The following is a 26,498-nucleotide window of genomic DNA, read 5'->3' on the forward strand; positions in this document are numbered from 1 at the left end:
GAACTCACCGACGATTAAATTGGAGTAAAACCGATTGCTTTTCCTTTTATATAGGGAAAGAAGACAGTTGCATCTGTACGAAACGTATGAGAGCGAATTGGATCGTATTGGGAGTAGCCGGCATTGGCGGGGCGTTGTTTTTATCGTCGTTTCTTGGCGTGTTCGAAAGCCGCGTCGATTATAACACGCAGGTCAAGCCGCTGCTGAACAAAAACTGCATTGCCTGCCATGGCGGGGTAAAAAAAGCATCGGATTTTTCACTTCTGTTCAGACACGAAGCCGTAGCGCCGGCCAAGTCAGGCAAGCCCGCCATTATTCCGGGCGATGCCGATGCCAGCGAGATGATCCGCCGGCTGACGCTGGCCGAAGATGACGACGAGCGTATGCCGCTCGACCACCCGCCCCTCAAACCTGACGAAATTGATCTGCTCCGCAAATGGATCGACCAGGGAGCCGAATGGGGCGATCACTGGGCCTACCAGCGCGTCGAAAAACCCGATGTACCCGCTATCGGTACGTTCTGGTCGCGGCTGGGGCTGGGCGGCAGCGATGAAACCAGCTGGGCCAAAAACGAAATCGACCATTTTATTCTCGATAAACTCCGCGACGAAGGGCTCAAACCCATGCCCGAGGCCGACCGGGCTACGCTGATCCGGCGGGTAACCCTCGACCTGACGGGTTTGCCGCCCACGCAGCAGGAAGTGGCCGCCTTCCAGAACGATCCATCCCCGACGGCTTACGAAAAAGTAGTTGACCGGCTGCTGGCATCACCCGCATACGGCGAACGCTGGACCGGCATGTGGCTCGACCTGGCCCGTTATGCCGATACCAAAGGCTACGAACGCGATCCGGGCCGTAAAATCTGGCGCTACCGCGATTACCTCATCAACGCCTTCAACGCCGACAAACCCTATAACCTGTTCCTGACCGAACAGCTGGCCGGTGACCTGATGCCGAAGGCGTCGGATGAGCAGTTTATTGCTACGGGTTTCCATCGCAACACGATGACCAATGATGAGGGCGGCACCCAGGACGAGGAGTTTCGGGTAGCGGCCGTCATTGACCGGGTCAATACCACCTGGGACGTGTTTCAGGGTACCACCTTTGCCTGTATCCAGTGCCACAGCCATCCCTACGACCCGTTTACCCACGACGAATATTACAAGTACCTCGCCTTCTTTAACAACACCCGCGACGAAGACGTGACGAGCGAAACGCCGACGCTCCGGTTTTACCAGGGTGCCGATTCGGCCGAAGCGGTGGCGCTGAAACAGTGGCTGCGTACCCACGTATCGGCCCGTACCGAATCGATTCACGAGCGGTTTCTGCGGACCATGGAGCCCAAGTTCAACTCGCACGATATCAAACAGCTAATGAATGCGTCGCTGCTCGATGCCAAGTACTTCGGCGCGCAGGATAAAGGCGTGGGCCAGCTGGACAAGGTGACGCTGACGGGCCAGAACCGGCTCCTGATTGCCTGGGGCACCAAAGAAACCGGCGCCACCCTGACCATCCGGCAGGACGGACCTAACGGGCCGGTGCTGCTGACCCAGCCGGTGCCGAAGACGGGTAGTGAATGGAAAGATACCATCCAGATTTTCGCGCTGCCGGCGGTAACGGGTCAGCACAGCCTGCACCTGTCGTTCAGTAACCCGAAGCATCCAAAAAACTGGACCATGATCAAATGGGTGGCCTTTCAGCAGGCGCTGCCCGATCCGCAACAGGAGAAACGGTACCTGGCCCTGCTCAACAAAGACCCTGAACAAACGCCGATCATGCTCGACGGTTCGGGCGATCTGGCGCGTCCCACGCATATTTTTGACCGCGGTAACTGGCTGGTGAAAGGCAAGCGGGTTACGCCCGATGTGCCGAAGTCGTTTCCGGCTATGGACCCCAAACTACCCCGCAACCGGCTGGGCCTGGCTGCCTGGATGACCAGCCGCGACCATCCGCTGACGGCCCGGGTGGCCGTGAATCGGTTCTGGGAGCAGCTCTTTGGAACGGGTATCGTTGAAACGGTAGAGGACATGGGTACCCAGGGCATACCGCCTACCCACCGCGAACTGCTCGACTATCTGGCGGCCGAGTTCATGGAAACCGACAGCTGGAGCGTGAAAAAGATGCTCAAACGCATGGTTACCTCGGCCACATACCGCCAGCATGCCAAAGCGACTCCCGAGCTGCTGGCCAAAGACCCGTTCAACAAACTGCTGGCCCGCGGCCCGCGGGTGCGGCTCTCGGCCGAGCAGGTACGCGACCAGGCGCTGACGGTAAGTGGGCTCCTGAGCCGGAAAATGTACGGCCCGAGCGTCATGCCGGTCCAGCCCGAAGGCATCTGGCAGTCGCCCTACGACGGTGATATCTGGAAACAGAGCACCGGCGAAGACCTGCACCGGCGGGCTTTGTACACCTACTGGAAGCGCACGGCTCCGTATCCGTCGATGGTGACGTTCGATAGCCCCAGCCGGGAGTTCTGCCAGCTGCGTCGTCTGCGGACCAATACGCCCCTGCAGGCGCTGGTGACGCTCAACGACCCCGTCTACGTAGAAGCCGCCCAGAAACTGGCCGATTACATGCGCCTGCGCGGCCAAACGCCCGAGGCTCAGATACAGGCCGGCTTTCGGCGGGTCATGCTGCGCGATCTGCCGCCCGCCAAGCTGACCGTGCTGACCCGGCTCTACCGCAATACCGAACAGTATTACCGGCAAAAGCCCGACGAGGCTCAAAAGCTGCTCGCCAAAGCCGACGGCGTACCGGTAACGCCCCAGCAGGCCGCCCTGACCGTAACGGCCAATACGATGTTGAACCTGGACGAAGTGATAACGAAGGAATAATGAACAAGCTCCTGCAAGAACTTCAGCACGCGGCTGCCCAACGCGAAACCCGGCGCCATTTTCTGCACACCTGCTCAACAGGGCTGGGCGCCATGGCCCTCAGCTCCGTGCTGGGAAGCTGCGGCTTTCTGGGTAAAGACAGTTCGGCAACGAACGAGGTGGGTGGGGCGCTGATGCCCGACGGATCGGCTACGGCGCCACGCCCGTCGGCGTATCTGCCCAAGGCCAAACGCATCATTTATATCCACATGGCCGGTTCGCCCAGCCAGCTGGAACTGTTCGATTACAAACCCGAGCTGGCCAAATACAACGGAAAAGACTGTCCGCAGGAGTTGCTCGAAGGCAAGAAGTTTGCCTTTATCCGGGGTGTTCCCAAAATGCTGGGGCCGCAGGGTAAGTTCGCGCAGCACGGGCAGTCGGGGGCGTGGGTGTCGGATTATCTGCCGCATCTGCAGGGCGTCGTCGATGACATCACGTTCCTCAAAGCCATGCATACCGATCAGTTCAACCATGCCCCGGCGCAGCTGCTGATGCATACGGGCAGCGCGCGGCTGGGTCGGCCCAGCCTGGGCTCCTGGGTGACCTACGGGCTGGGTACGGAGAACGATAATCTGCCGGGCTATATCGTGCTGGCATCGGGCGGTAAACAGCCCGATGCGGGTAAGTCGGTCTGGGGCAGTGGGTTTCTGCCAACGGTCTACCAGGGGGTTCAGTGCCGCACCGACGGAGATCCGGTTCTCTACGCGTCAGATCCGTCGGGTATCAGCCGCGACGTGCGAAAGCAAACGATCGATGCCATCAGCCAGATCAACCAGCAGCAGTACGACGAGGTGAAAGACCCCGAAATTCTGACCCGTATTGCGCAGTATGAGCTGGCCTTCCGGATGCAGATGTCGGTGCCCGATGCAATGGACATCAAGAGTGAGCCGCAGTATATTCTGGATAGCTACGGTGTAAACCCGGCGCAGGGGTCGTTTGCCCGCAATTGCCTGCTGGCCCGTCGGCTGGTGGAGCGCGGGGTTCGGTTTGTGCAGCTGTTCGACTGGGGCTGGGATACCCATGGCACCAGTGCCGATGGCGCCATCGAGATCGGCCTCAAAACAAAATGTAGAGAATCTGACCAGGCCGTGGCGGCCCTGTTGCGCGACCTGAAGCAGCGCGGCCTGCTCGACGAAACGCTGGTTGTCTGGGGGGGCGAGTTTGGCCGTACGCCGATGCAGGAGAACCGCGATGGGCAGGTGCTGCCCTTCATGGGCCGCGATCATCACCTCGATGCGTTTACGGTCTGGATGGCCGGTGGCGGGGTCAAAAAAGGATTTTCCTACGGCGAAACCGACGATATTGGCTACTACGGCGTAAAAGATAAAGTACACGTACATGACTTGCAGGCCACGATTCTGCATTTGCTCGGGTTCGATCATACCAAGCTAACCTTCCAGTTTCAGGGCCGGCCTTTCCGGCTGACCGATGTGGCCGGCAAAATTGTAAAGCCGATCCTGGCCTGACGCTGACTCGTTATCGTATGCGGAACCGCATCCTGCTGATTCACGGGTACGTTGAAGACCCTACTATTTTCGATACGCTGGTGCCGCTGCTGCCTCCGGCCGAGTACGTCCGTATCAACCTGGCCGACGAGTTCCAGCGCTGGCAACCGGCGGGGGCGGTGAACGTGCGGAAGCTGGCTCAGACCCTGATCGACCTGTACGAAATCAGGGCCGACGATGTAATCATTGGTCACTCGATGGGCGGCTGGGTGGCCATCAACATCAAGGAACTGAGCGGGGCTACGGTTATTCAGCTGGCGTCGTGGACGAACCAGAAAAAGATTCTGTTTCCGACCGATAATCTGACCATTCTGAAGCTGATGCTGAATACGGGCCTGACGCAGAGCCGGATGCTGACCCGCTTTTTCCGGAAGGCATACCCGTTTCAGGAGTCCCGGGCTTTGTACGACCAGCTGCTGGAAGGCTCGACCACCATGGCGCGACTGTACGTCTGGCAGCAGCTGCAAACGCTCTTTGCGAAAGTGGCTCCGCTAACGGTTCAGCCCGACCTGCGTATCCACGCCCGGCGTGATTCGATCGTCAGCCCGCCCGACGAGCCGTTTGTCGACGTGCCGGGCGACCATTTCTGCCTGGTCTTCCATGCCGAAGCGGTGGCGGAGCCAATCCGGACCCTGCTGGCCAATCGATCCGGGATGGGAACAGCCTGACGGCGCTACTCCATTACTTTCGGTACCTCGAAGAACTGCCCGTTATGCTGGGGCGAGTTGGCCAGTGCCTGGTCGCGGGAGAGGTGCTGGCCCACCACATCGTCGCGCAGGACGTTGACTTCGGGCGATATATGCGTCAGGGGCTCAACGCCCGTGGTGTCTACCTCATTGAGTTGCTCCATCCAGGTCAGAACCCCGTTCATGCTGCTGAGCAGGGCTTCTTCTTCGTCCGGCTTCACTTCCAGCCGGGCCAGGTGGGCAATTTTCTGCAGTGTTTCTGAATCGACTTTCATACAATTTCTTTTTTTGTAGAGACGCAATCTTTTGCGTCTCTCTGGCGTCAGCAACAACCCGGCTATAGACTTGACTGCTGATACAAAGGTTGCTGACGCGAATGAGACGCAATAGCCGGGCCGCCGGGCGGTTGCGTCTCTACGCGGGGATTTGTTTTTCTTTGGTCAGTTCGGCGTTGATGATGCGGTAGGTTTCCTGTTTCAGGCGCTCTACATCGGTCTGTGTCATGCCTTTGGTATCGATGGGCGGGTGGATGACCGCTCGCAGGGGATGTCGGTACAGCCGGACTTTTGGTGTATCGGGCAGAATCTGGTGGTTATTCAGCAGCGAGATCGGCACAATGGGGACCTGCTGCTGAATGGCCATGATAAACGCGCCATCCTTAAACGATTCCATGGTGGGCGGATGCGCAGCGCGGATACCTCCTTCCGGAAAAATCATGATGCTCCGTCCGCCCGCCAGCGTTCGGATGGATTTGGCCAGCGAGTAGGCCCGGCTGTTGGGTTGCGACCGATCGACCTGCACGTGTAGCTTGGCGAACATGTAGCCCAGCAGCGGAATGTGTTTCACCTCGCTCTTGCCAACGAACGCGAAGAAATTATCGACAACGACCCCCATGGCAGCAATGTCGATGTACGAAAAGTGATTGGCGCAAAAGACATAGGTGCCCCGCGGGTCGGGCCTGAACCGATGCTCGATCCGCACCGGAATACCGGCTCCGAAAAAGAACAGGCGTCCCCAGATGCGGTTTACCCGGTGGGCCAGCGGTTTCCAGGCCTCCCGCTGCAGAAAAAGAAACTGCAACGGAAATAGCAGCAGGTACAGCAGCACAAGGTAAACAGCGCAGTAAGCGGTGTAAAGCAGTTGCATAGCCGATGCGGGTAAGAGAAGACTGACGAAGCCGCGGGGCCTCGTCAGTCTGAACAATCAGTGTTTGAAGTGCCGCACACCCGTCACGACCATAGCCATGCCGTGCTCGTTGCAGTAATCGATCGAGTCCTGATCCCGGATAGAGCCGCCCGGTTGCACCACCGCCGTAATGCCGGCCTGGCTGGCAATTTCGACGCAGTCGGGGAAGGGGAAGAACGCATCCGACGCCATAACGGCCCCGTTCAGGTCGAACCCGAACGAACCGGCTTTCTCGATAGCCTGCCGCAGCGCATCGACCCGGGAGGTCTGTCCCACGCCACTCGCCAGCAACTGGTTTTCCTTGGCCAGCACGATCGTATTCGACTTGGTATGTTTGCAGATCTTGAGTGCAAACTCCAGGGCGCGTACTTCGCTCTCGGTGGGGGCTTTGTTGGTGGCGGTATTGAACTGAGCCGCTGTTTCGGTCTGGTTGTCCTTATCCTGTTCCAGCACCCCGTTCAGGATGGTTTTGAACATCACTGTCGGCAGCGCGATGGCATTCCGCTGAAGCAGAATCCGGTTCTTTTTCGACTTCAGGAGGTCGAGCGCTTCGGGTGCGTAGCCGGGGGCGATCAGGATTTCCATGAACAGCTTGTTGAGCTCTTCGGCGGTTTCCAGATCGACAGGTACGTTGGTGATGATTACGCCCCCAAAGGCCGATACCGGATCGCAGGAGAGGGCGTTGAGGTAGGCTTGCTTCGGGGTGTCGGCCGTGGCGACTCCGCAGGCGTTGGTATGTTTGATGATGGCAAAAGCCGCCGACGGGTCGGTAAACTCATCGATCAGCTGCACGCAGGCGTCGACATCGACCAGGTTATTGTAGGATAGCTCTTTGCCGTGCAGTTTCGTGAAGAGCGCTTCCAGATCGCCGTAGAAGGTAGCCTGCTGGTGCGGGTTCTCGCCGTAGCGCAGATGGCTGGCCGACAGGCTCCTGAAATCATAGATCGTTTCGTTGATCGAGGGGGCGCCGGTGCTGTCTGTCTCGTCGGCGCTGAAATAAGCCTGAATGGCCGTGTCGTAGTGCGACGTGACCGCAAAGGCCTGGCGCGCATACTGCCGCCGATCGGCCAGGTCGGTATGGCCTTTTTTCTCCGTCAGCAGCGTGACCACATCGGCATACTGATCGCGCGACGACACGATCAGCACATCGTTATGGTTTTTGGCAGCCGCCCGAATCAGCGAGATACCGCCGATGTCGATTTTCTCGATCACATCCTCGTCTGACGCGCCCGACGCCACGGTTTCCTCGAACGGGTACAGGTCAACCACGACCAGATCGATGGGCGGTATGCGGTGCCGCTCGGCCTGGGCCAGATCTTCGGGCAGTTCGCGCCGGTAGAGGATACCCCCCATAACGGCAGGATGCAGCGTTTTGACCCGACCACCAAAGATCGACGGGTAGCCGGTCAGGTCTTCAACCGCCGTAACGGGAATGCCGAGTTGTTCGATGAACGTCTGGGTGCCGCCCGTTGAATAGAGTTTGACGTTCTGCTCGTGTAACAACCGGACGAGGGGCTCGAGCCCGTCTTTGTAATAGACGGAAATCAGCGCGGAAGAGATAGATTTCATTAATGCACAATGAATAATGTACCATGAATAATGAAATGAACCCAAAGCGTATGACACACGGGTCATGATACATTATTCATTCAACTGACAAAGATAGCCAAACGCCGTAACTTTGTCGGACCCCTTTCCTAATCGGGGTCCGTTCTGAATGAGTGCCTTTAAAAAATTAGCGGGTGATACGGCCCTGTATGGCATCAGTACAATTTTGGGTCGCCTGCTCAATTACGTGCTGGTTCCGATCCAGACCTACGCCTTCGCCCAGCCCAAGCAGCTATCGTCCAACGTCGAATTTTATGGCTATATCGCGCTGTTGCTGGTCTTTTACACCTTCGGACTCGATACGGCTTTTTTTCGGTTTGCGGCCCGCTCCAAAGGCGACGATAAAGCGAGCCGGGTGGCCGATACGTTCAGCCAGACGCTGAGCCTGGTGCTGGTTATTACCGGCACGATGACGGCGCTGCTGCTTTACCTGGCACCCCAGATTACGGTCTGGCTCGACTACCCCGGTCAGACCACCTTCATTCGCTGGTCGGCGCTGATCATTGCCATCGATGCCATCATGGCCATTCCGTTTGCGCGGCTGCGGGTCGAGAACAAAGCCCGTCAGTTCGTCTGGGCCCGTATGCTGAATATCGGCCTGGTGGTGCTGCTCAACGTGTTTTTTCTGGTTATCTGCCCCGATATCGACCGGGGGCGCTACCTCAGCGGACTGCAGCCGTTTATCCGGCTCTTCTACGATCCGGCGGTTGGTCCGGGCTATATATTCCTGGCCAACCTGCTTGGCAATGCGTTTTATTTCGTGCTGCTGCGCGATGCGTTTAAGGGGTTCCGTTTCCAGCTCGACAGCGAGCGTATCCGAACGCTGTCTATCTACGCCTATCCGATTATGCTGACGGGGCTGGCCAACGTGGTCAACGGCCTGACCGACCGGCTTTTTTTGCGGCATTACCTACCCGAAGGCCTGTACCGCGGCCTCGACGGGGCTCTACTAACCAACGAAGATGTGCTAGGGATTTACGGCAACTGTTTCAAGCTGTCGGTTTTTATGGCCCTGGCTACCCAGTCGTTCCGGTTTGCGGCCGATCCGTTCTTTTTCTCCCGGGCCGAGGATAAAAATGCGCCCGATCTGCTGGCGCGGGTTACCAAGTGGTTCACCATCGTCTGCGTACTGATCTGGGTGGGGGTGAGCCTGAACGTCGACGTGCTGGGGCGGCTCATGCTCTCTCCGCAGTATCGGCTGGGGCTGAACATCGTGCCGCTGCTGCTGCTGGCCAATCTGTTTCTGGGCGTTTACCAGAACATCAGCCTCTGGTTCAAACTAACCGACCAGACCCGCTTCGGCACGCTGATTACGGTGGTTGGCGCCACCATTACGGTGGTGGGTAATATCGTGCTGATTCCGGTAATGGGCTATATGGGCTGCGTACTGGCGTTTCTAACGTCGAGCCTGGTGATGCTGGTGCTGTGCTATGCGCTTGGTCAGAAGTACTATCCGGTGCCGTACGAGGTGGGCTCGGCGCTGGGCTATATAGCCGGTGGTGGCCTGCTGATCTGGGCATCGTGGCGGTTTCCGATCGATAATCTGTGGATTGGCGTACCGGTGCATCTGGCCCTGCTGGGTCTGTTTCTGGTAGGTATTCTGGTGGTGGAGCGCGATACGCTGCAGCCGGCGCTGGCCCGGCTTCGGCGGGGGCGGGTAAAGCCCGACCCGGGCCAGCCCTGACCCGTACCTGACTCGCATGATGGTATCTTTATGAAAAAACACGCCGATCGCCGATTGGGGTGTTTTTTTATGGGTAAATTGCAAGAGAATCTGACTAGCATACCACCAGGACAGATTCAGATTCGCATCAAACGCATGAAACCAACTTTAGGAAATGGCGCGTGGCTGGTACCGCTCGCGCTGCTGGTACCGCTCGCGCTGCTGGCGCTGCTAACTGGCTGTAAAGACAAACCCCTGTTCGAGCGGCTCGACGCGGCTGATACGGGCATCACCTTCGCCAATACCATTACCGACAGTGATTCACTCAACATCCTGAATTATCAGTACATCTACAACGGCGGGGGCGTCGGCGTGGGCGACTTCAACGGCGATCAGAAACCCGATGTGTTTTTTGCGGGCAACCAGGTGCCGAGTAAGCTGTATCTCAACGATACCGAATCGGGTGGGGGCATACAATTCCGCGACGTGACCGAAACGGCGGGGGTGGGCGGCAGTGGCCGCTGGTGCTCGGGCGTGACGGTGGTCGATATCAACGCCGATGGCAGGCAGGATGTATACGTCTCGAATACGCTGCACAAACAGGCCGCCCGCCGGGCCAACCTGCTTTACGTGAACCAGGGAAACGACGCCAGCGGGGCGCCACGCTTCCGCGAGATGGCGGCCGACTACGGCATTGCCGACACGACCTATACGACCCACTCGGCTTTTTTCGACTACGACAACGACGGCGACCTGGACCTGTACGTGCTGGTCGACCAGATTTTCGACGAGAAGACCACGACCAACCTGCGCGAACAGAAAGCCGATGGTTCGTCGCCCAACGTTGACCGGCTGTACCGGAACATGACAACAGAACGGCAAAAAGGGCAGCAGGCCGCAGCGGGCCCGCTGTTCGTGGATGTGTCGCGGGAGGCCGGGATTCTGTACGAAGGCTTCGGGCTGGGCCTCAACATCTGCGACATCAACCGCGACGGCTGGAAAGATATCTACGTCACCAACGACTTCGCCACCAATGACCTGCTCTACGTCAACAACGGCAACGGCACCTTTACCAACCGCGCCCGCCAGTCGTTCAAGCACACCAGCTACTCGGCCATGGGTAACGACGTGGCCGACATCAACCACGATGGCCTGGCCGATATCGTAGCCATGGACATGCTGCCCGAAGATAACCTCCGGAAAAAGAGCCTCATGGGCGGCAGCAACTATTTCGTGTATCAGGAGTGGGACCGGCTGGGCTACGAACACCAGTATGCCCGCAATACGCTGCAGCTCAACCAGGGCGTTCGGCCCGGCTCGGCCGACACGGCCGGCGTAGGCCTACCTACCTTCAGCGAAATCAGTATGCTGGCCGGTGTGGCCGAAACGGAGTGGAGCTGGTCTCCGCTGCTGGTCGATATGGACCACGACGGCAACCGCGACCTGCTGGTGACCAACGGCTTCCCGCGCGACGTGACCGACCGCGACTTCACCAACTACTACAGTGGCGTCAATAACCTGCTGACCGATGCCATGCGTCTGGACCTGACCGAGCGAATGCCCCAGGTAAAAGTGAGCAACTACGCGTTTCGGGGGCGGGGCGATGGTACGTTCGAGAACGTGACCGACCGCTGGGGTATGACCGAGCCGAGTTTCTCGAACGGCGCTGCCTATGCCGACTTCGACGGCGACGGCGACCTGGATTACGTGGTCAACAACATCAACGACCAGGCTTTCATCTACCGGAACAACCTGGCTGACAGCAAACCCGAAAAAGCGCACTACCTCCGGATTCGGTTCGAGGGCGACGGCGCCAACCGGCTGGGGTTTGGTGCCATGGTCGAGTACGAACTGCCCGGCGGGCGCAAAGAGCTATACGAACATACGCCCTACCGGGGGTTTCTGTCGAGCGTTGAGCCGGTGGCGCACCTGGGCCTGGGCGAGGTTACGACCCTTAAAAACCTGAAAATAACCTGGCCCGGCGGGCGCGTGCAGGTGCTGCCCAGCGTCAACGCCGACCAGACCATTACTATCCGGGCTGCCGATGCGCGGGTAGGTGCACCCGGCGAAGCCACGCCAGCCCGCCCCACCTGGCTGCGCGATATTACCGACTCGCTGGCGCTGGCCTACCGGCACGACGAAGACGATTACATCGATTTCAACAGCCAGAAAACGCTGCTCCACAAGTTCTCCGAATACGGCCCTGCGCTGGCCGTGGGCGATGTCAACGGCGATGGCTTGCAGGATATGATTTCGGGCGGCAGCGCGGGTCGGTCGGCGGGCCTGCTGCTCCAGCAGGCTAACGGCCGGTTTGTGACGCAGACCCTGCCAGTCAAAGTGGCCGAAGATGCCGGGCTGCTGCTGTTCGACGCCGACGCCGACGGCGATCTGGATCTGTATGCCGCCAGTGGCAGTGTTGAGTTTCGGCCCGATCAGCAGGCCGAAGCGCTGCAACACCGCCTGTACCTGAACGACGGGCGCGGCACGTTTACGCTGACCTCCAATGCGCTGCCCAAAACGGGCGTCAGCGGTTCATGCGTCAAAGCCGCCGACTTCGATGGCGATGGTGACCTGGATCTGTTTGTGGGCGGACGGGTCGAACCGAACCGGTACCCGGCGCCCGTGCGGAGTTTCCTGCTGCGCAACGACAGTGCCAAACCCGGCTCGGCGGGTGGGCCTTCGGTTGCCCGTTTTACCGACGTAACCACCCAGCTGGCCCCGGCCCTGGCCAAAGGCGGGCTGACCTGCGACGCGCTCTGGACCGACTACGATAACGATGGCCGGGTCGATCTGCTGGTCGTTGGCGAGTGGCAGGCCCCCGTCATGCTCAGGAACACCAACGGGCGGCTCGAACCCGTCGACGTGAAGGGCCTTTCCGACAAAACCGGCTTCTGGAATAGCCTGACCCCCGGCGATTTCGACAACGATGGCGATATCGACTACCTGGCCGGTAATCTGGGGCAGAATACCCTGCTGCGGGCTACCGACAAACAACCCGTCCGGATGTATGCCGGTGACTTTGATAACAATGGCTTCTACGACGCCTTTACCTCGGTGTACTTCAAGAACCAGAAAGGCCAGTACGATGAGTATCCGTACTTCGGCTGGGACGATATGGTTCGGCAGATGATCGGTATCAAGAAGCGTTACGTGCAGTATGCGGCCCTGGGTCAGGCCACCATGGACGAAGTGCTCACCGAAGACGAACGGTCGCAGGCGCTCAAACTGTCGGTAACCTACACGCCCAGCAGCTACATCGAAAATCAGGGCAACGGAACCTTCGCCGTTCGGCCGCTGCCGCTGATGGCGCAGACCGCGCCGGTCTTCGGCATGGTGGCGCAGGATATCGACGGCGATGGTAATCTGGATGCGGTGCTGGTGGGGAACGAACACGGCAGCGATCTGATAGCGGGCCGGATGGATGCCTTCAACGGACTGGTGCTACGGGGCGATGGCAAAGGGGGATTCGTGCCCCTGACCATGCAGCAAAGTGGCCTTTATGTGCCCGGCAATGCCCGCGCCATCGTCAGCTGGCCCGATGCCGCGGGTCGCTGTCGGGTAGCGATATCCCAGAACCGGGGGCTGATGCGCATCCTGGCTACCCAGAGCCCCCGGACGTTCGCCCCCGTTGATGCTCGGACCCGCGCGGTGGATGTCCGGCTGAAGAACGGCCGTACCCGGCGTGAGGAGTTACCCTTCGGATCGTCGTTCTATTCGCAGTCGGCGCGGGGCGTTTGGCTGCTCCCCGGAGAAACCATCGCGAAACGGTACACGTTTTAACGGTATCGACCGGCAGATTCGTCTCACCCGTGGCTGTGTTAGCAGCGGGGCGGGGTAGCCAGAAAGGGTCTGCCCGGCCGCAAAACCAGCTTCGATCGTATGGGTAACGCCTTTCTTATCATCGATACGCAGATTGACTTCTGCCATCCCGACGGAGCGCTGTTCGTGCCGGGGGCAGATCGGGACGTTGAGCGGATGGCCGGACTGATTACGAACCATGCCGACCAGATCGATCATATTGTCGTAACGCTCGACACACACCACATACTCGACATTGCGCACCCGCTGTTCTGGCACGACGCCCGTGGTCAGCATCCGGCTCCGTTTACGCCGATCTCGGCCGCGGAGGTAGAGGCTGGCCGATGGATACCCCGGTTCGAAGCCGCGCGGGCGCGTCAGTACGTTCGGGATCTCGAAGCCGACGGGCAGTTTTCGCACTTCATCTGGCCCGAACATTGTCTGATCGGATCGCGGGGGGCGGCTCTGCACGATACGCTGCTCGATGCCCTCAAAAGCTGGTCCCGCCAGCGCGACCGCGACTATGTGGCCGTACCGAAAGGGCTCTACCCGCTCACCGAGCACTTCGGCATTTTCCGGGCGCAGGTGCCCGACCCCGCCGTGCCCGAAACCCAGCTCAACCTGGGTCTGATTGCGGACCTGGACCGGTTCGAGACGGTTTACCTGATGGGCGAGGCCAGGTCGCACTGCGTAGCCAACAGCCTGAAACAGCTGCTCGATTCGGCCCCGCACCTCGTTCCTAAACTGGTAGTAGTTACCGACTGCATGTCTGACGTAAGCAAATTGGGCCACCTGGGCGAGCCGATCTACCGCGAAGCCCGGACGCGCGGGGTTCGGTTTGCCGAGTCGACGGCCCTTTTTCGGGCGCAGCGGTAGTTTTGAGCCCTCTCGGGATGGGGTATTTAGCGAAAACCCGTACCTTTTCGACGCTATGGAAAAAACGCTGCCGCTATTCCCGCTCAACCTGATCGTGTACCCGGGCGAAGACCTGAACCTGCACATTTTCGAACCACGCTATCGCCAACTCATCAACGAATGTTTGGAAGAAGAAAAAACGTTTGGCATCCCGGCGTTTATCAATAACAAACTACCCGGCTACGGCACCGAGATGCACGTAACGACGCTGCACAAGCGCTACGACGACGGCCGGATGGATATAAAATCGAAAGGACTCAAGGTATTTCGGCTTATCAACTTCGAGAACCCCGTAGCTGGCAAGCTCTACGCGGGTGGCGAGGTGGAGCTGGTCGAGCCCGGCGATAGCTTCAGCGCCCATGCCGACGCGCTGACCCAGCGACTGGAACGCCTGTACGACCTGCTTCAGATTGAAACGGATTATGACTCGGTTGGCGAAAATTTCTCGTACCGCGTGGCGCACAAGGTCGGGCTGTCGGTCGAGCAGGAATACGAACTGCTGACGCTCGAAACCGAAGCCGAACGACAGCTCTTTCTGATTCAGCACCTCAACAATGTGCTGCCCGTGGTGGCCGATATGGAGCGTACCAAGCAACGAATCCGCATGAACGGCCACTTCAAAAACCTGGACCCGCTCAACTTCTGATTATACCCGGCTGAGTAACCGATCATGGGTAAGCCTGGCTGTGCGGTGAGGGCTCTGCCTTCGGGCCGGCTCTCTGGCTAGCTAGTCTTTCTCCTCGACTTTCCCGACTTTTCTGGCTCGTCGGGGCAGCTGATCGGTAAGTTGCTGCAGGTTCCTGATGGGCGGGCGCGGCTTTTCGGCCTCGCCGATCAGAAATCCGTACGGCTTCAGCGACTCCACCGCGTCGAAAATCACTTTCAGAATGGCCGTTACGGGCAGCGCCAGTACCAGACCGGCCAGCCCCCATACGTTCTCCCACAGGATCAGCACAATAATAGCCGCCAGCGGATTGATGCTCACCTTGGAGCCCACGATGTAGGGCGTGATGAAATTGCCTTCGATCGTTTGCACGAACAGAAAAACGCCGATGACGCCCAGCGCCTTGAGCGGATTGTCTTCGGTAACGAGGGCATAAGCCGCCGGCAGCAACGACCCGAGCGAGATACCGAAATACGGAATCAGCACCAGACAGGCGCCGAAGAAGCCGAAAAAGACGGCGTAGTCGATACCCAGAATCAGCAGGCCAACCGTCATCAGCGTACCGATGATCAGAATCACCAGCACCAGCCCCGCCAGGTAATCCTTCACAACGGTATAGATACCATGCAGCACCGCATCGATCTTGGACCGGCGGGTGTCGTGGAACGCTTTGTAGAAAAAAGACCGGAAAAAATCGCGGTAAAGCAGAAAGAAAAAGACGAACAGCAAGACCAGAAACACATCGGTGAGGGTGCTGGTCGTGGCCAGCAGGGTCGACGTCAGGATCGTACCGCCCTCCGACAGGAGCTGGTTGAGGTATTTTCGGACTTCGGAAATCTGCCGCTTACGGTCAATGTTGAATTGTTCGTCGGCATAGGTCTGAATCTGATTCAGGTATTCGTTGCCCCGTTTGATCAGCTGCGGAATCACCTCGGCAAAACTGCTGATCTGCATCGAAACGGCGTACAGAATGCCGACGATAACGGCCAGCGTCAGCAACAAACACAGCAACACGGCCACGATGCGTGGTATTCGCCAGTTTTCGAGCCGTTGCGCCAGCGGAAACAGCAACACCGAGAATAATATGGCGAACACCAATGGAATCAGCAGCCCCTGTAAGGTGTGAAGCCCATAGATCAGGATGACAATTGATAGAAGTATGCAGGTAATTTTAGCGTAAAGAGGCAGTTGAACCTCCGGTGAGCGAGTATCCATGATGAGGGGTAAACATCGGGAAGCGGCTAATCGTTATTTTCTTTATTATACAACCAAACAATTGCTGGCGAGCCTGAGCGGAACTACCTGAGTAAGCCAGACGGATCGGGTTGGTAACCAGTTCGTATTGAGATAGAAATCGATTAACTTCAGGTACCGTAAGCTGTTAAATTATTGTTAAGGATGGACTCGGTAGTCGTAACGTTGTGGATAAGCCGCGTAACTTCGGGCCACCTGCTATACCAAACAGGTCGTTCTCACCAACTCTGCTTCGTATGAGTGCTGCTAAAGCTGCTCAACCCCTGCACCGCATCTTAGTCGTTGATGACGACGCCGACATTGTCGAGATGCTCGAATACAACCTCTCCAAAGAAGGCTATGACGTACGCACTGCCACCGATGGCCGCAAGGCCATTGAAGTAGCCCGTACCTACCTGCCCGAACTCGTTGTACTCGACATCATGATGCCCCATCTGGACGGTATAGAAGCCGGTCGGCAACTGCGCGACATTCCGGAACTGCGCCAGACCTACATTCTGTACCTGACCGCCCGCTCGGAAGAGTACTCTGAAGTGGCAGCCTTCGATGTCGGGGCCGACGATTACATTACCAAGCCCATTAAGCCGCGGGCGCTCATGAGCCGGATCAACGCCCTGTTCCGGCGCGAAGCCCAGAAGGCCGATCCCGGTGAGCAGATAACCATTGCCAACCTGCTCATCAACCGCAAGAATTATTCCGTTAGTCAGGACGATAAGTCGGTTATTCTGCCCAAGAAAGAATTTGAACTCCTCTTCTTCCTGGCGCAGCACCCCAACAAGGTGTTCAGCCGCGAAGAACTGCTCCAGAAAATATGGGGCGCCGACATCTACGTGCTCGAACGCACCGTCGACGTTCACATCCGCAAACTCCGCGAGAAAATCGGCGACACCCACATCCGAACCCTGAAAGGCGTCGGGTACATGTTCACCGATCAGAATGAATGAGCGAATTAGTGCGGGCCGCGTTCGGTAATGCGTGAATTAGCGAATAATTTTACCAGGTAGATCTGAGTCGGGTAGCTGAACAGGGCGGGCAGGCCCAACGCGCTCATTCACTCATTCACGCATTCGCTACATGTCTCTCAGTCCCCGATTTATTGCGCTTCTGCTGGCTTGTCTGATTTCGGCGCTGACGCTGGCGTTTCTGACGTTTGTGGAAGGGGTCACGTACAACATGCTCTTCGTGGTGGGCATATCGTCGTTTGTCATTTCGTTCTTTCTGGTTCTGTACGCTATTGAGCTATTGGTATTCAGGGAGGTGAACAAGATGTACAAAACCATTCACAAGCTGAAGATTCGGGACTTTACTATCTCGCGCAAGTCGATCATCAAGAACACGAACCCGTTCAAGAAGCTGAACGACGAAATCTTCGTTTACGTCGCCAAAAAACAAAAAGAGATCGATGAACTGAAGCGGCTTGAGCTGTTTCGGCGCGAGTTTCTGGCCGACGTATCACACGAGTTGAAGACGCCGATCTTCGCAGCCCAGGGGTTCATTCATACCCTCATCGACGGCGCCGTTGACGACGAAAACGTACGCGATAAATTTCTGTCGAAGGCGGCCAAAAGCCTCGATGGGCTCGATGCCCTGGTGAAAGACCTCGTGGCTCTGTCGCAGCTGGAAACGGGCGAGGTCAAGATGAATTTTGATCGGGTCGATCTGGCGCTGGTGACCAAAGAGATTTTTGACCAGCTGGAAGACATCGCCAGCAAGAAAAACACGACCCTGCGGCTCAAAACCACCGAACCGGGTCCCGTCTGGGTCAAGGCCGATCCGCAGCGTATTCTGCAGGTGATGACCAACCTGATCGAGAACGGCGTAAAATACGGTAACGAGAACGGCCGGGTGGTGGTCAGTCTGGAGGGCGACAAAAAACACGTGCTGGTATCGGTGCGCGACGATGGTCCCGGCATTCCGCCCGAGCACCTGAGCCGTATTTTCGAGCGCTTTTATCGGGTAGAGAAAAGCCGCTCCAAAGACCGGGGCGGCACCGGCCTGGGGCTGGCTATCGTGAAACACATCCTGAATGCACACAAGGCCAAAATTACCGTTATGAGCAAGCTGGAAAAAGGAACCACCTTCCGGTTCAAGCTGGATCGGCTCGAATAAGGCTCAGATCAGCCGTTTCAGCGCAAAGCTGGTGATGATAACCTGGCCGTTTCGCCGGACCAGCATCGATACTTCCCGGCCTTCGCCCTTCTGCAAAATCTTGTAAATGTCGCTGATCGTGAGGTCTTTGGTGGAGTTGTTGTTGACAAACAGCACTTCGTCGCCTTCCTGGAGGCCGGCCAGATCGGCGGGCGATCCTTCGATGACTTTGTCGACATAGTAATTGCGGAAGCGATCGCCTTTGGCCCGCAGCTCCATGCCGCTCATGTCGTGTTCGAAGCCCTCGCGCATGGCGCGTTTGATGGGTTTCAGCACCACGTACCGATCGGGGTAGTTGAACGTTACGTTGAACCGGCGCAGCAGCTCGCAGCCCACGTTGCCCTGCCGCTCGGGCATGTCGATCAGTTTCATGCCAAAAGCGGTGCTGTCGGGAAACGAAGCCAGGATATTATCCAGCTCATAGCGGCCGAATTTTACCTTCTGAATGCGCCCCATGCTGCCGTTGATCACGCCGTTGAGGCCCCGGCCCAGCTGAGCCCGGATGCTCTTTTCGGGAAGCGGCATCATGGCCGTACTCCGCGACCGATCGAGCAGGAGCGCATGACCGGCGCCCGTATCGAGCACTACCCGCAGCGGCATCGATTTCTGCCCGTCATAGACCGACAACGCGTCGGTATAGGCTTTGGTATCCTGGATGATGATGGGGTAGCGGTCGCCTTTGCGTTTCTTGTACCGGTACTTTTTGGGACTCATCAGCATGATTTCCCGGCGCTGAAAATCGATGTTCACCACAAAATTGGCGAAGATCTCGTAGCCGAAAATGCCATGAACGGGCGTACCCACGTATTCCGACAGTTTCAGAATGTCTTCATCCAGCATGACGATGTTGTGGTGGGCCGCCCGCAGACCACCCAGCACCAGCGAATTATCGATCGCTACCGAGGCCGTCAGGTTGCCGCCCTCGCCGGCGCCTGAGAGTTTAATTTTTCGGGCCAGCCGCAGCGGCTGCCGTTTAAAGGCGCTGGGGTCGGTAACGATGGTATTGCTGACGCCGGTATCGAGAATGAACTGGAGCGTATCTGACTCGTTGATACGAACCGGTACGATAATCAGGTTGGAGTGGAGCTGAAACGGGATGCGGGTCCAGGTACGGTTGCCGGCGATGAAGAAACCATATCGGTCCCGATCGGGCGTGCGCGTATGGTCATCTGCCTGTGCGGTCAGATAAGCACTAAACAGTCCGATAACCAGGAAAAGCGGTTTCATGTAAATGGTCTAAAGCATTGAAATCTACGTATTTTTTATCCGAATAACACAAAAAACAGGTATTCGGTTTCATTACTTTATTAACGGGAGAGAGAATAGCGTATTCGGCTACGAAATTTAGCCGGCAGTGGGGGAGTGGGTTCGGTCAGAAAGCCCTAATTTCGCCCCCGATTGACAAACAAGTTGTTTGCCTTGTTGATTCAGCCTGACTGTTTATTGTCACATTATTAATCTGTTATGCGTAAAAAGATCGTTGCCGGTAACTGGAAAATGAACAAGACCCTCGAAGAGGCCAAAGCGCTCTTGTCGGAGGTCGTTAACATGGTAAAAGATGAGGTCACCGGCGACGTTACGGTGGTGTTGTGCCCACCTGCTCTGTATCTGACCACATCGCGGCAGTATATCACGGCCGGCGGTCGGGTAGCACTCGGGGCTCAGAACTGCCACGAGAAAGCGTCGGGCGCCTATACCGGCGAGATCTCGGCCCCCATGCTCCAGTCGATCGGGGTTGAATACGTCATTCTGGGCCATAGCGAACGGCGCCAGTACTTCGGCGAAACCAACGCTCAACTGGCCGATAAAGTAAACAGTGCGCTGGAAAACGGCCTGACGCCGATCTTTTGCTGCGGTGAGTCGCGCGATCTGCGCGAAAATGGCGACTATATCGGCTTCGTAAAAGATCAGCTTACCGACAGCCTGTTTCACCTCTCGGCCGAAACGTTTGCCAAAGTCGTAATCGCCTACGAACCGATCTGGGCTATCGGCACCGGACTGACGGCCTCATCGGCCCAGGCGCAGGATATGCACTTCGAGATTCGCCGGCATATTGCGGGTCAGTACGGCGACGCCATCGCGCAGGATATCACGATCCTGTACGGCGGTAGTGCCAACGAAAAAAACGCGGCCGAGCTCTTCGCGCAACCCGACGTCGACGGTGGCCTCATCGGAGGTGCCTCGCTCAAATCCCGCGAATTCACCAATGTTGTTAAAGCCGTAAATTAATGAGTGGTTGAGTGACTGGTGAATGAGTGTTTAGCCTATCACCCAATCACTCATTCACCAGTCACTCAATCAAAATGGTTACGTCTGCGTCGTATTATGTTCAGTCGCTGAAGCTTCAGCCGCATCCGGAAGGAGGTTATTTTGCCGAAACCTATCGGGCGGAGGAGTGCATTCCGGCCGGAGCGCTGCCCGCGCGGTTCGGTGGCGAGCGGGCGTTCGGAACGGCTATTTACTTTCTGCTTGAGAATCAACACGTTTCGGCACTGCACCGGATTCAGGCCGACGAAATCTGGCACTTCTACGCGGGCGGCCCGCTGGAGGTATTCGTGATCAATCCAGACGCGTCACTGCGCATCATTCGGCTGGGAAACAGACCTGATCGGGGGGAGGTATTTCAGGCGGTTGTACCGGCGGGTTGCTGGTTCGGCGCGAAGCCGGCCGGCGCTACAGACAGCGCGGGTTTTTCGCTAGTCGGCTGTACCGTGGCGCCAGGCTTCGACTTCGCTGATTTCGAGATGGGTAGCCGGGCTGCGTTGCTGACCGAGTTTCCGCAGCACCGGGCCGTTATCGAGATGCTGACTACCTGAAGTTCACATTCCCGAACTTCGACACCACTTTTACTTTCGTGCCCGAGCCGCTGCCAACCTTACCGATGTATTGCTTGGTCAGACGCGCCCCCCGGCTGTTATTGTCGCTGGGCTGGGTGGTAAAATGCATGGTCGAACCAGTACCGTAGTTGAAATTACCGTAGCTGACCGTTACGTCGAAGTCGCAGTCGTTTCCGTTCTCGATGGGCAGGGCCACGGATGAATAGCTTGCCTGAATAGCCACGTTATCGACTGTTTTGGGAAGCTGCTCGATCCGGAATCCGCCCGAAAAGCTCAGATTGATCCGGCCCGACTCGCGCAGGGTGCCAATGGTAGCGCCGGAGTAGTCGATGTTGGCATCGAGTTTACCAACGTTGCCGATGTGCATCTTCCCAAACTTGTTGACCAGCGTAAGCGCGTTAGCCCGGTTCAGGTCCAGATTTCCGTAAGCTACGTCTACTTTCGCCGTTTCGAGTGCCCGGATCATGGCTTTACCGTAGGCCACATCGATGTCGGTCTGGCGATTGGTCAGTTCGTCGGCGCTGAAATTACCGTAGCGGCTGTACACGGTCAGGGGCGCATGGAACGACGGGATGCTGGTATTGCCAAACTTATTCCGGACGGTCAGGGCGTTCTGTTTGGGCATCATCACCTCGTAGTTGATCCGGACAAAGTTGCGATCGCCATCGTTTTTCCAGCTAGTTAGGCTCCAGTTCGTGAGGCTGCTCTGGCTGAAGTTGGTGCGTACCACAATCTGATTGCCCGCCCGTTTTTCGTCAATCGTTACGGCATCCAGAAATCGCTGTACACGCTCGTCGGAGTCGGAATTGGCCGAAACCGTAATCTGAACCCGGATCTCACTCTTGTCCCACAGCCCGACCGTTACCTGCCCGTACTGGTTGTCAATCGTCAGCACATCATTGGCATCTACGTCGAACAGTTTGATAATCGTTTTCTTTTTCTCCACCGCGCCGAGATCAGTCGGCTCCCCGGCCCACGATAGCATGGGCAAAAGGCAAAGTACCAGACTACACAGGATTTTCATTGGTTTGTTGTTTAATGCGCTGTATGACGCGCAACTGTTCATTGAGCAGGTTGATCTGAATCTGCAGATTCTGAATCATGGCCTGAATCAGGACTTCCTGATTAGGATTTTTGGGCAAATCGGCCTTCAGCGACTGATACGACTTTTCGAGTCGGTTGAGGTCGGTGGCAAACTCCGCATACAGTTCCGGATTGTCCTGAGTCATTTGCATCAGTTCGGCCCGTTTATCGTCGATCAGTCGGGTATACTGAACAACTTCTCTGGCGTACATGGGGCTGGCAGCAACGACCTCGGGCTGGTGGGTTACGCCGTACTGGTAGTTCATGTACCAGAAGCCGCCGGCCAGCAGCAGTATCGCCACCGAAGCCGCCACCCGCCAGTCGAGGCTGGGCCAGCCGATCTGTAGACCCCCCGGTTTGCCGGTATTTTTATGCACGTGCCGGAAGGGCGAGGGGGCGCTGATCGGTTGCTGACCGGGTTGCTGGTTCAGCCCCTCTTCTATCTTCTTCCACAAGTCGCCCATGGGTGGCTCCCGGTCGTCGAAGGCTTCGCGGTTGTCGCGGACGAAGCGTTCCAGATTATCTTTCTTCATCGTTTTGTTGTTAGGTTAATAAGTCAAGCAACCGTTTTTTGCCCCGCAGGTACTGCGTCCGGGAGGTGGTTTCGCTGATGTTCAGCACGTTTCCGATCTCCTCGTGGTCATAGCCCTCGAACAGATACAGCGATAACACCACCCGGTAGCCTTCGGGCAACTGAGCCATAGCCCGTCGGACCCGATCGACCTCCAGCTGTACGCCTTCTTCGTCGTATGGCTCGGGATCGGCCAGGTCGGGACCATCATCTTCGCCCAGCCGGTGCGACTCGATATCGACCAGCGTCATTCGGCGGCTGCGCAGGTGATTGATGGCCCGGTTTACGACAATCTGTTTCAGCCAGGCGCCAAACGTACTTTGTCCGCGAAACGAGCCGATGTGGCTAAAGGCATCAATAAAGGCTTCCTGTAGTACGTCTTCGGCTTCGGCTTCGTTGTTTACAATCCGGAAACAGACGTTGTACATGGCTTTCACGTACTGTTGATACAGGTCATACTGAGCCCGTCGCTCGCCCTGCTGGCAGCGTTTAACCAGATCAGCATGGCGGTCTGGGTACGGTTTGGACTCTAACAGATTCAGCGGAACAGGTAATTTAAGTTGCAATCAGGAGAAAGACAGCGCAACGGTGTCGGGCGTTGCATTATTGCATAAAGTTTTTTCGATATCTTGACGTAAAAAAAGCTGGTCATGTACGAACCATCATTTCCCTCGCCCTTTGTTGTCCATGAAGATGGTACCAACTCGCCACTGGCCCATCAGATCGTTATCAGCAAACTGACGATCGAACTAGGGGTCTTGTATTACCATCGACGGGCCATTTCGCTGATGCCGTTGCCAGAGACACCGCTCGGCGAGGGGCCGGGCCATCAGGTTCCCGATGTGCTGCTGTTCGATAACGAAGCGCAGTTGACCCGTATCGTTATCGAAGTAGCCCAGCCCCGGTCGGCCAACCGGGATCTCCACAAAATTATCAATCTTATCGAAGACGACGACTACGGGATTCTGGAGGGTTTCGTGTATAACTACTATTCCGGCGAATGGCTGCGGTACTGCAAAGGCGACGGTGGTGTTGCTACCGGTTCGTCGTTTTCGTCCCTGATGAACGTCGACCTGGGCCCGATGATCTAGCGCCCACATCCTGTAAAACTCAGCCGCACTGGCCTGGTAAGTCTGCATCAGGCATAGGGGTTGTCTCGACCCAGGCCTGTTGCTGTCGTATAGTCAGGCTTTTGTTGCCAATGAGCAGCCATCAACGCGGTAACGGCGCCAGTTTTGGTTCGGCTCCTTCCGGCCCTGACTCCCGGCCGAAGATGCCTTTTTTGGGGAAGCCTGACCAAATTTTTTCCTACTTTTACTTGTTATAGATGGATAGAAGCGACGTTGATGGTTGATTATATTTCTGGATTGAATGAACCCCAGCGGGAGGCCGTCATGCACGGCGATGGCCCGCTGATGATTATAGCCGGCGCCGGTTCGGGCAAGACCCGCGTACTGACGTACCGCATTGCCTACCTGATCGAAAACGGGGTCGATCCGTTTCGGATTCTGTCACTGACGTTTACCAACAAAGCGGCTGGTGAGATGCGCCAGCGTATCGAAAAAGTGGTCGGTACCGAAGCCCGCAATATCTGGATGGGTACGTTCCACTCGGTCTTCGCCAAGATCCTGCGCATCGAAGCCAAAGCCATTGGCTATACCAGTAACTTTTCGATCTACGATACCGACGACTCGAAGTCGCTGCTTCGGAGCATCATCAAGGAAATGGGCCTCGACGATAAGGTCTACCGCGCCAATAACGTGTTCGGGCGTATTTCGGGCGCTAAAAACCGGCTCATCGGCCCCGACGATTACCTGAACAATGCCGTCATTCAGGCCGACGATGAATCGGCGCGGATGCCGCATATTGGCCGGATCTATAAGCAGTACGCCATGCGGTGCTTTGCGGCCAATGCTATGGATTTCGACGATCTGCTGTTCAATACGAACGTACTCTTCCGCGATCACCTCGACATCCTGAACAAGTACCAGCACAAGTTTCAACACGTGATGGTCGATGAGTTTCAGGATACGAACGTGTCGCAGTACCTCATTACCCGCAAACTGGCCGCCGTTCATCAGAATATCTGCGTCGTGGGCGACGATGCGCAGAGTATCTACGCGTTCCGGGGCGCCGATATCACCAACATTCTTAACTTTCAGCGCGACTACGGCAAGGAGAATGTCAAGATCGTGAAGCTGGAGCAGAACTACCGCTCGACCGATACGATCGTGCAGGCAGCCAACTCCATTATTGCCCGGAACAAGAACCAGCTCGAAAAACACGTCTTCACAGCCAACGAAGCCGGTCCGCTGATCGACGTTATCAAGGCCTCGTCCGATAACGAAGAAGGGCGGCTGGTGGCATCGGCCATTTTCGAAGCCAAGATGAACGAGTCGCTGACCAACAACGACTTCGCCATCCTGTACCGGACCAACGCCCAGTCGCGGGCGTTTGAAGAAGCCCTGCGCAAGATGAGCATCAAGTACCGCATCATTGGCGGGCTGTCGTTCTACCAGCGCAAAGAGATCAAAGACCTGATTGCCTACCTGCGTTTTACGGTCAACCAGCAGGACGAAGAAGCGTTCAAACGGATCATCAACCTGCCCAAGCGCGGAATAGGCGATACGACCGTGGCCAAGATCAGCGTGATCGCAGCCGAGAAAGAAGATTCGGTCTGGGAGATCGTAGCCGATATCAATAAACACGTAACCGGTCGGGCCTCTATAGCCATCGAAGCCTTTGCGGATCTGATCAAAAGCTTCAAACTCCTCCTCGACCAGAAAGATGCCTATGAGGTAGCCTCCCATATTGCCAAGGCATCGGGACTGCTCAAAGAGCTGTACGAAGACAAAACGGTAGAAGGCCTGGCCCGCTACGAAAACGTACAGGAATTGCTGAACGCCATCAAGGAGTTCGTCGACAACCCTGATAACGATGACAAAAGCCTGAGCGCCTTCCTGCAATCAGTGTCGCTGCTCACCACCGCCGATGAAAAAGAAGACGATGGCGACAACGATAAGGTGACGCTGATGACCATTCACGCGGCCAAGGGGCTGGAGTTTAAGAACGTACACATCGTCGGGCTGGAAGAAGACCTGTTTCCGAGTCAGATGATGCTCGAAAGCCGCAACGATCTGGAAGAAGAACGGCGGCTGTTCTACGTTGCCATTACCCGGGCCGAACGGCGGCTGTCGGTGTCGTATGCCGAAACGCGTTACCACTATGGCCGACTGAAGATGTGCGAACCCAGCCGGTTTCTGATGGAGATCGATCAGAAATACCTGAAGATGTCGAAACTCCGTTCGGCACCGAGTCGGATGGATTTCGATCGGCCCGAGCGCGACCGAAGCGAAACCACCTCAACGGGATCGATGGCGTTTGTGCGCAGTCTGGCGCAGAAAACGGCCCAGCGGCAGGCGCCCAAGCCCACCGTTACCCATACGCCCTCGGCCGATTTTGCGCCCACCAGTACGGCTGAGCTGGCGGCTGGTCAGCGGGTCGAGCACGCTAAATTCGGGTTTGGCACGGTTAAAGCGGTAGATGTCAACGGAACCGAGCGCAAAGCCACGATCCTGTTCGAGACAGCGGGTGAGAAAGTGCTGCTGTTAAGCTTCGCCAAGCTGCGGGTCGTATCGTAAATGGCAGCAGGCGCGTCAGGCCAGGCCGTTACGCGTAGCGGTCTGGAACGCGTTGCTCGGCATCAGG

At 57.2% G+C, this 26,498-nt stretch carries 21 protein-coding genes; 13 read left to right on the top strand and 8 right to left on the bottom strand.

Features of this window, described 5'->3' with window-relative positions; genetic code table 11:
- The first annotated feature begins 86 nt into the window (after positions 1 to 86).
- Genes EQG79_RS23175 through EQG79_RS23185 form a run of 3 tightly spaced genes read left to right on the top strand, consistent with a single transcriptional unit; the run spans position 87 to position 5,046 of the window.
- Positions 87 to 2,834, top strand: a complete 2,748-nt coding sequence (locus tag EQG79_RS23175) for a DUF1553 domain-containing protein (protein WP_129604607.1) — start codon at positions 87 to 89, stop codon at positions 2,832 to 2,834.
- On the top strand, positions 2,834 to 4,339 hold the full coding sequence (locus EQG79_RS23180; protein WP_077922251.1) for a DUF1501 domain-containing protein: 1,506 nt from the start codon (positions 2,834 to 2,836) through the stop codon (positions 4,337 to 4,339). The genes EQG79_RS23175 and EQG79_RS23180 overlap by 1 nt, the downstream gene beginning before the upstream one ends.
- 17 nt (positions 4,340 to 4,356) lie before the next feature.
- The gene (locus EQG79_RS23185) at positions 4,357 to 5,046 is read left to right on the top strand and encodes an alpha/beta hydrolase (RefSeq protein WP_240699431.1); all 690 of its coding nucleotides are present in this window, start codon (positions 4,357 to 4,359) and stop codon (positions 5,044 to 5,046) included.
- A gap of 5 nt (positions 5,047 to 5,051) precedes the next feature.
- On the opposite strand, the gene gatC is transcribed toward EQG79_RS23185, so the two are convergent.
- The 3 genes from gatC to purH form a co-directional block, all read right to left on the bottom strand.
- Complete coding sequence (gene gatC, locus EQG79_RS23190; protein ID WP_129604611.1) at positions 5,052 to 5,339, bottom strand: Asp-tRNA(Asn)/Glu-tRNA(Gln) amidotransferase subunit GatC; 288 nt, start codon at positions 5,337 to 5,339, stop codon at positions 5,052 to 5,054.
- A gap of 139 nt (positions 5,340 to 5,478) precedes the next feature.
- Positions 5,479 to 6,210, bottom strand: a complete 732-nt coding sequence (locus EQG79_RS23195; RefSeq protein ID WP_077922249.1) for a lysophospholipid acyltransferase family protein — start codon at positions 6,208 to 6,210, stop codon at positions 5,479 to 5,481.
- A 57-nt stretch (positions 6,211 to 6,267) separates the two neighbouring features.
- A complete protein-coding gene (gene purH / locus EQG79_RS23200) occupies positions 6,268 to 7,818 on the bottom strand; it encodes a bifunctional phosphoribosylaminoimidazolecarboxamide formyltransferase/IMP cyclohydrolase (protein WP_129604617.1) in 1,551 nt (516 codons plus the stop codon).
- 148 nt (positions 7,819 to 7,966) lie between these two features.
- Here purH and EQG79_RS23205 point away from each other — a divergent pair, with 148 nt between their 5' ends.
- From EQG79_RS23205 to EQG79_RS23220, 4 genes are all read left to right on the top strand, one after another.
- Positions 7,967 to 9,541: a polysaccharide biosynthesis C-terminal domain-containing protein gene (locus tag EQG79_RS23205; protein ID WP_129604621.1), complete on the top strand. Its 1,575-nt coding sequence runs from the start codon at positions 7,967 to 7,969 to the stop codon at positions 9,539 to 9,541.
- A 135-nt stretch (positions 9,542 to 9,676) separates the two neighbouring features.
- Positions 9,677 to 13,300: a VCBS repeat-containing protein gene (locus EQG79_RS23210; RefSeq protein ID WP_129604627.1), complete on the top strand. Its 3,624-nt coding sequence runs from the start codon at positions 9,677 to 9,679 to the stop codon at positions 13,298 to 13,300.
- 99 nt (positions 13,301 to 13,399) lie between these two features.
- Positions 13,400 to 14,194, top strand: a complete 795-nt coding sequence (locus EQG79_RS23215; RefSeq protein WP_129604631.1) for a cysteine hydrolase family protein — start codon at positions 13,400 to 13,402, stop codon at positions 14,192 to 14,194.
- Between the two features lie 55 nt (positions 14,195 to 14,249).
- Positions 14,250 to 14,879, top strand: coding sequence for an LON peptidase substrate-binding domain-containing protein (locus EQG79_RS23220; RefSeq protein WP_077922245.1), 630 nt, complete (start codon positions 14,250 to 14,252; stop codon positions 14,877 to 14,879).
- 81 nt (positions 14,880 to 14,960) lie between these two features.
- Here the strand turns inward: EQG79_RS23220 and EQG79_RS23225 are convergent, their stop codons facing one another.
- Positions 14,961 to 16,112, bottom strand: coding sequence for an AI-2E family transporter (locus EQG79_RS23225; RefSeq protein WP_129604634.1), 1,152 nt, complete (start codon positions 16,110 to 16,112; stop codon positions 14,961 to 14,963).
- A gap of 275 nt (positions 16,113 to 16,387) precedes the next feature.
- Between EQG79_RS23225 and EQG79_RS23230 the strand changes: the two genes are divergently transcribed.
- Together EQG79_RS23230 and EQG79_RS23235 are read left to right on the top strand one after the other, a co-directional pair.
- Positions 16,388 to 17,095 carry a response regulator gene (locus tag EQG79_RS23230; protein ID WP_077922243.1) on the top strand — a complete coding sequence of 236 codons (708 nt, stop codon included), beginning with the start codon at positions 16,388 to 16,390 and terminating at the stop codon, positions 17,093 to 17,095.
- A gap of 130 nt (positions 17,096 to 17,225) precedes the next feature.
- Positions 17,226 to 18,260, top strand: coding sequence for a sensor histidine kinase (locus EQG79_RS23235; protein ID WP_077922242.1), 1,035 nt, complete (start codon positions 17,226 to 17,228; stop codon positions 18,258 to 18,260).
- 3 nt (positions 18,261 to 18,263) lie between these two features.
- Here EQG79_RS23235 and EQG79_RS23240 read toward each other — a convergent pair whose 3' ends face one another.
- The gene (locus tag EQG79_RS23240) at positions 18,264 to 19,526 is read right to left on the bottom strand and encodes an aspartyl protease family protein (protein WP_077922241.1); all 1,263 of its coding nucleotides are present in this window, start codon (positions 19,524 to 19,526) and stop codon (positions 18,264 to 18,266) included.
- Between the two features lie 237 nt (positions 19,527 to 19,763).
- Between EQG79_RS23240 and tpiA the strand changes: the two genes are divergently transcribed.
- Positions 19,764 to 20,528 (top strand): triose-phosphate isomerase, encoded by a 765-nt coding sequence (gene tpiA / locus EQG79_RS23245; RefSeq protein WP_077922240.1) that lies wholly within the window; start codon positions 19,764 to 19,766, stop codon positions 20,526 to 20,528.
- A 74-nt stretch (positions 20,529 to 20,602) separates the two neighbouring features.
- Positions 20,603 to 21,115 carry a cupin domain-containing protein gene (locus EQG79_RS23250; protein ID WP_129604637.1) on the top strand — a complete coding sequence of 171 codons (513 nt, stop codon included), beginning with the start codon at positions 20,603 to 20,605 and terminating at the stop codon, positions 21,113 to 21,115.
- Here EQG79_RS23250 and EQG79_RS23255 read toward each other — a convergent pair.
- Genes EQG79_RS23255 through EQG79_RS23265 form a run of 3 tightly spaced genes read right to left on the bottom strand, consistent with a single transcriptional unit; the run spans position 21,108 to position 23,356 of the window.
- Positions 21,108 to 22,160, bottom strand: coding sequence for a hypothetical protein (locus EQG79_RS23255; protein WP_077922238.1), 1,053 nt, complete (start codon positions 22,158 to 22,160; stop codon positions 21,108 to 21,110). The two genes, EQG79_RS23250 and EQG79_RS23255, sit on opposite strands and share 8 nt — an antisense overlap.
- Complete coding sequence (locus EQG79_RS23260) at positions 22,144 to 22,752, bottom strand: hypothetical protein (RefSeq protein WP_129604639.1); 609 nt, start codon at positions 22,750 to 22,752, stop codon at positions 22,144 to 22,146. Before EQG79_RS23260 ends, EQG79_RS23255 begins: the two co-directional genes overlap by 17 nt.
- Before the next feature lie 10 nt (positions 22,753 to 22,762).
- Positions 22,763 to 23,356, bottom strand: a complete 594-nt coding sequence (locus tag EQG79_RS23265) for an RNA polymerase sigma factor (RefSeq protein WP_240699432.1) — start codon at positions 23,354 to 23,356, stop codon at positions 22,763 to 22,765.
- An 84-nt stretch (positions 23,357 to 23,440) separates the two neighbouring features.
- Between EQG79_RS23265 and EQG79_RS23270 the strand changes: the two genes are divergently transcribed.
- Together EQG79_RS23270 and EQG79_RS23275 are read left to right on the top strand one after the other, a co-directional pair.
- Positions 23,441 to 23,881, top strand: a complete 441-nt coding sequence (locus EQG79_RS23270; RefSeq protein WP_129604642.1) for a hypothetical protein — start codon at positions 23,441 to 23,443, stop codon at positions 23,879 to 23,881.
- A 255-nt stretch (positions 23,882 to 24,136) separates the two neighbouring features.
- On the top strand, positions 24,137 to 26,431 hold the full coding sequence (locus EQG79_RS23275; RefSeq protein ID WP_129604644.1) for an ATP-dependent helicase: 2,295 nt from the start codon (positions 24,137 to 24,139) through the stop codon (positions 26,429 to 26,431).
- The last annotated feature ends 67 nt before the right edge of the window (positions 26,432 to 26,498 follow it).

The sequence above is a fragment of the Spirosoma sordidisoli genome (assembly GCF_004138325.1).
GTDB classification, from domain to species: Bacteria; Bacteroidota; Bacteroidia; order Cytophagales; family Spirosomataceae; genus Spirosoma; species Spirosoma sordidisoli.

Coding starts and splice junctions, on each gene's coding strand:
- EQG79_RS23175 (WP_129604607.1), top strand. CDS start 87: ATGAGAGCGAATTGGATCGTATTGGGAGTAGCCGGCATTGGCGGGGCG.
- EQG79_RS23180 (WP_077922251.1), top strand. CDS start 2,834: ATGAACAAGCTCCTGCAAGAACTTCAGCACGCGGCTGCCCAACGCGAA.
- EQG79_RS23185 (WP_240699431.1), top strand. CDS start 4,357: ATGCGGAACCGCATCCTGCTGATTCACGGGTACGTTGAAGACCCTACT.
- gatC (WP_129604611.1), bottom strand. CDS start 5,339: ATGAAAGTCGATTCAGAAACACTGCAGAAAATTGCCCACCTGGCCCGG.
- EQG79_RS23195 (WP_077922249.1), bottom strand. CDS start 6,210: ATGCAACTGCTTTACACCGCTTACTGCGCTGTTTACCTTGTGCTGCTG.
- purH (WP_129604617.1), bottom strand. CDS start 7,818: ATGAAATCTATCTCTTCCGCGCTGATTTCCGTCTATTACAAAGACGGG.
- EQG79_RS23205 (WP_129604621.1), top strand. CDS start 7,967: ATGAGTGCCTTTAAAAAATTAGCGGGTGATACGGCCCTGTATGGCATC.
- EQG79_RS23210 (WP_129604627.1), top strand. CDS start 9,677: ATGAAACCAACTTTAGGAAATGGCGCGTGGCTGGTACCGCTCGCGCTG.
- EQG79_RS23215 (WP_129604631.1), top strand. CDS start 13,400: ATGGGTAACGCCTTTCTTATCATCGATACGCAGATTGACTTCTGCCAT.
- EQG79_RS23220 (WP_077922245.1), top strand. CDS start 14,250: ATGGAAAAAACGCTGCCGCTATTCCCGCTCAACCTGATCGTGTACCCG.
- EQG79_RS23225 (WP_129604634.1), bottom strand. CDS start 16,112: ATGGATACTCGCTCACCGGAGGTTCAACTGCCTCTTTACGCTAAAATT.
- EQG79_RS23230 (WP_077922243.1), top strand. CDS start 16,388: ATGAGTGCTGCTAAAGCTGCTCAACCCCTGCACCGCATCTTAGTCGTT.
- EQG79_RS23235 (WP_077922242.1), top strand. CDS start 17,226: ATGTCTCTCAGTCCCCGATTTATTGCGCTTCTGCTGGCTTGTCTGATT.
- EQG79_RS23240 (WP_077922241.1), bottom strand. CDS start 19,526: ATGAAACCGCTTTTCCTGGTTATCGGACTGTTTAGTGCTTATCTGACC.
- tpiA (WP_077922240.1), top strand. CDS start 19,764: ATGCGTAAAAAGATCGTTGCCGGTAACTGGAAAATGAACAAGACCCTC.
- EQG79_RS23250 (WP_129604637.1), top strand. CDS start 20,603: ATGGTTACGTCTGCGTCGTATTATGTTCAGTCGCTGAAGCTTCAGCCG.
- EQG79_RS23255 (WP_077922238.1), bottom strand. CDS start 22,160: ATGAAAATCCTGTGTAGTCTGGTACTTTGCCTTTTGCCCATGCTATCG.
- EQG79_RS23260 (WP_129604639.1), bottom strand. CDS start 22,752: ATGAAGAAAGATAATCTGGAACGCTTCGTCCGCGACAACCGCGAAGCC.
- EQG79_RS23270 (WP_129604642.1), top strand. CDS start 23,441: ATGTACGAACCATCATTTCCCTCGCCCTTTGTTGTCCATGAAGATGGT.
- EQG79_RS23275 (WP_129604644.1), top strand. CDS start 24,137: ATGGTTGATTATATTTCTGGATTGAATGAACCCCAGCGGGAGGCCGTC.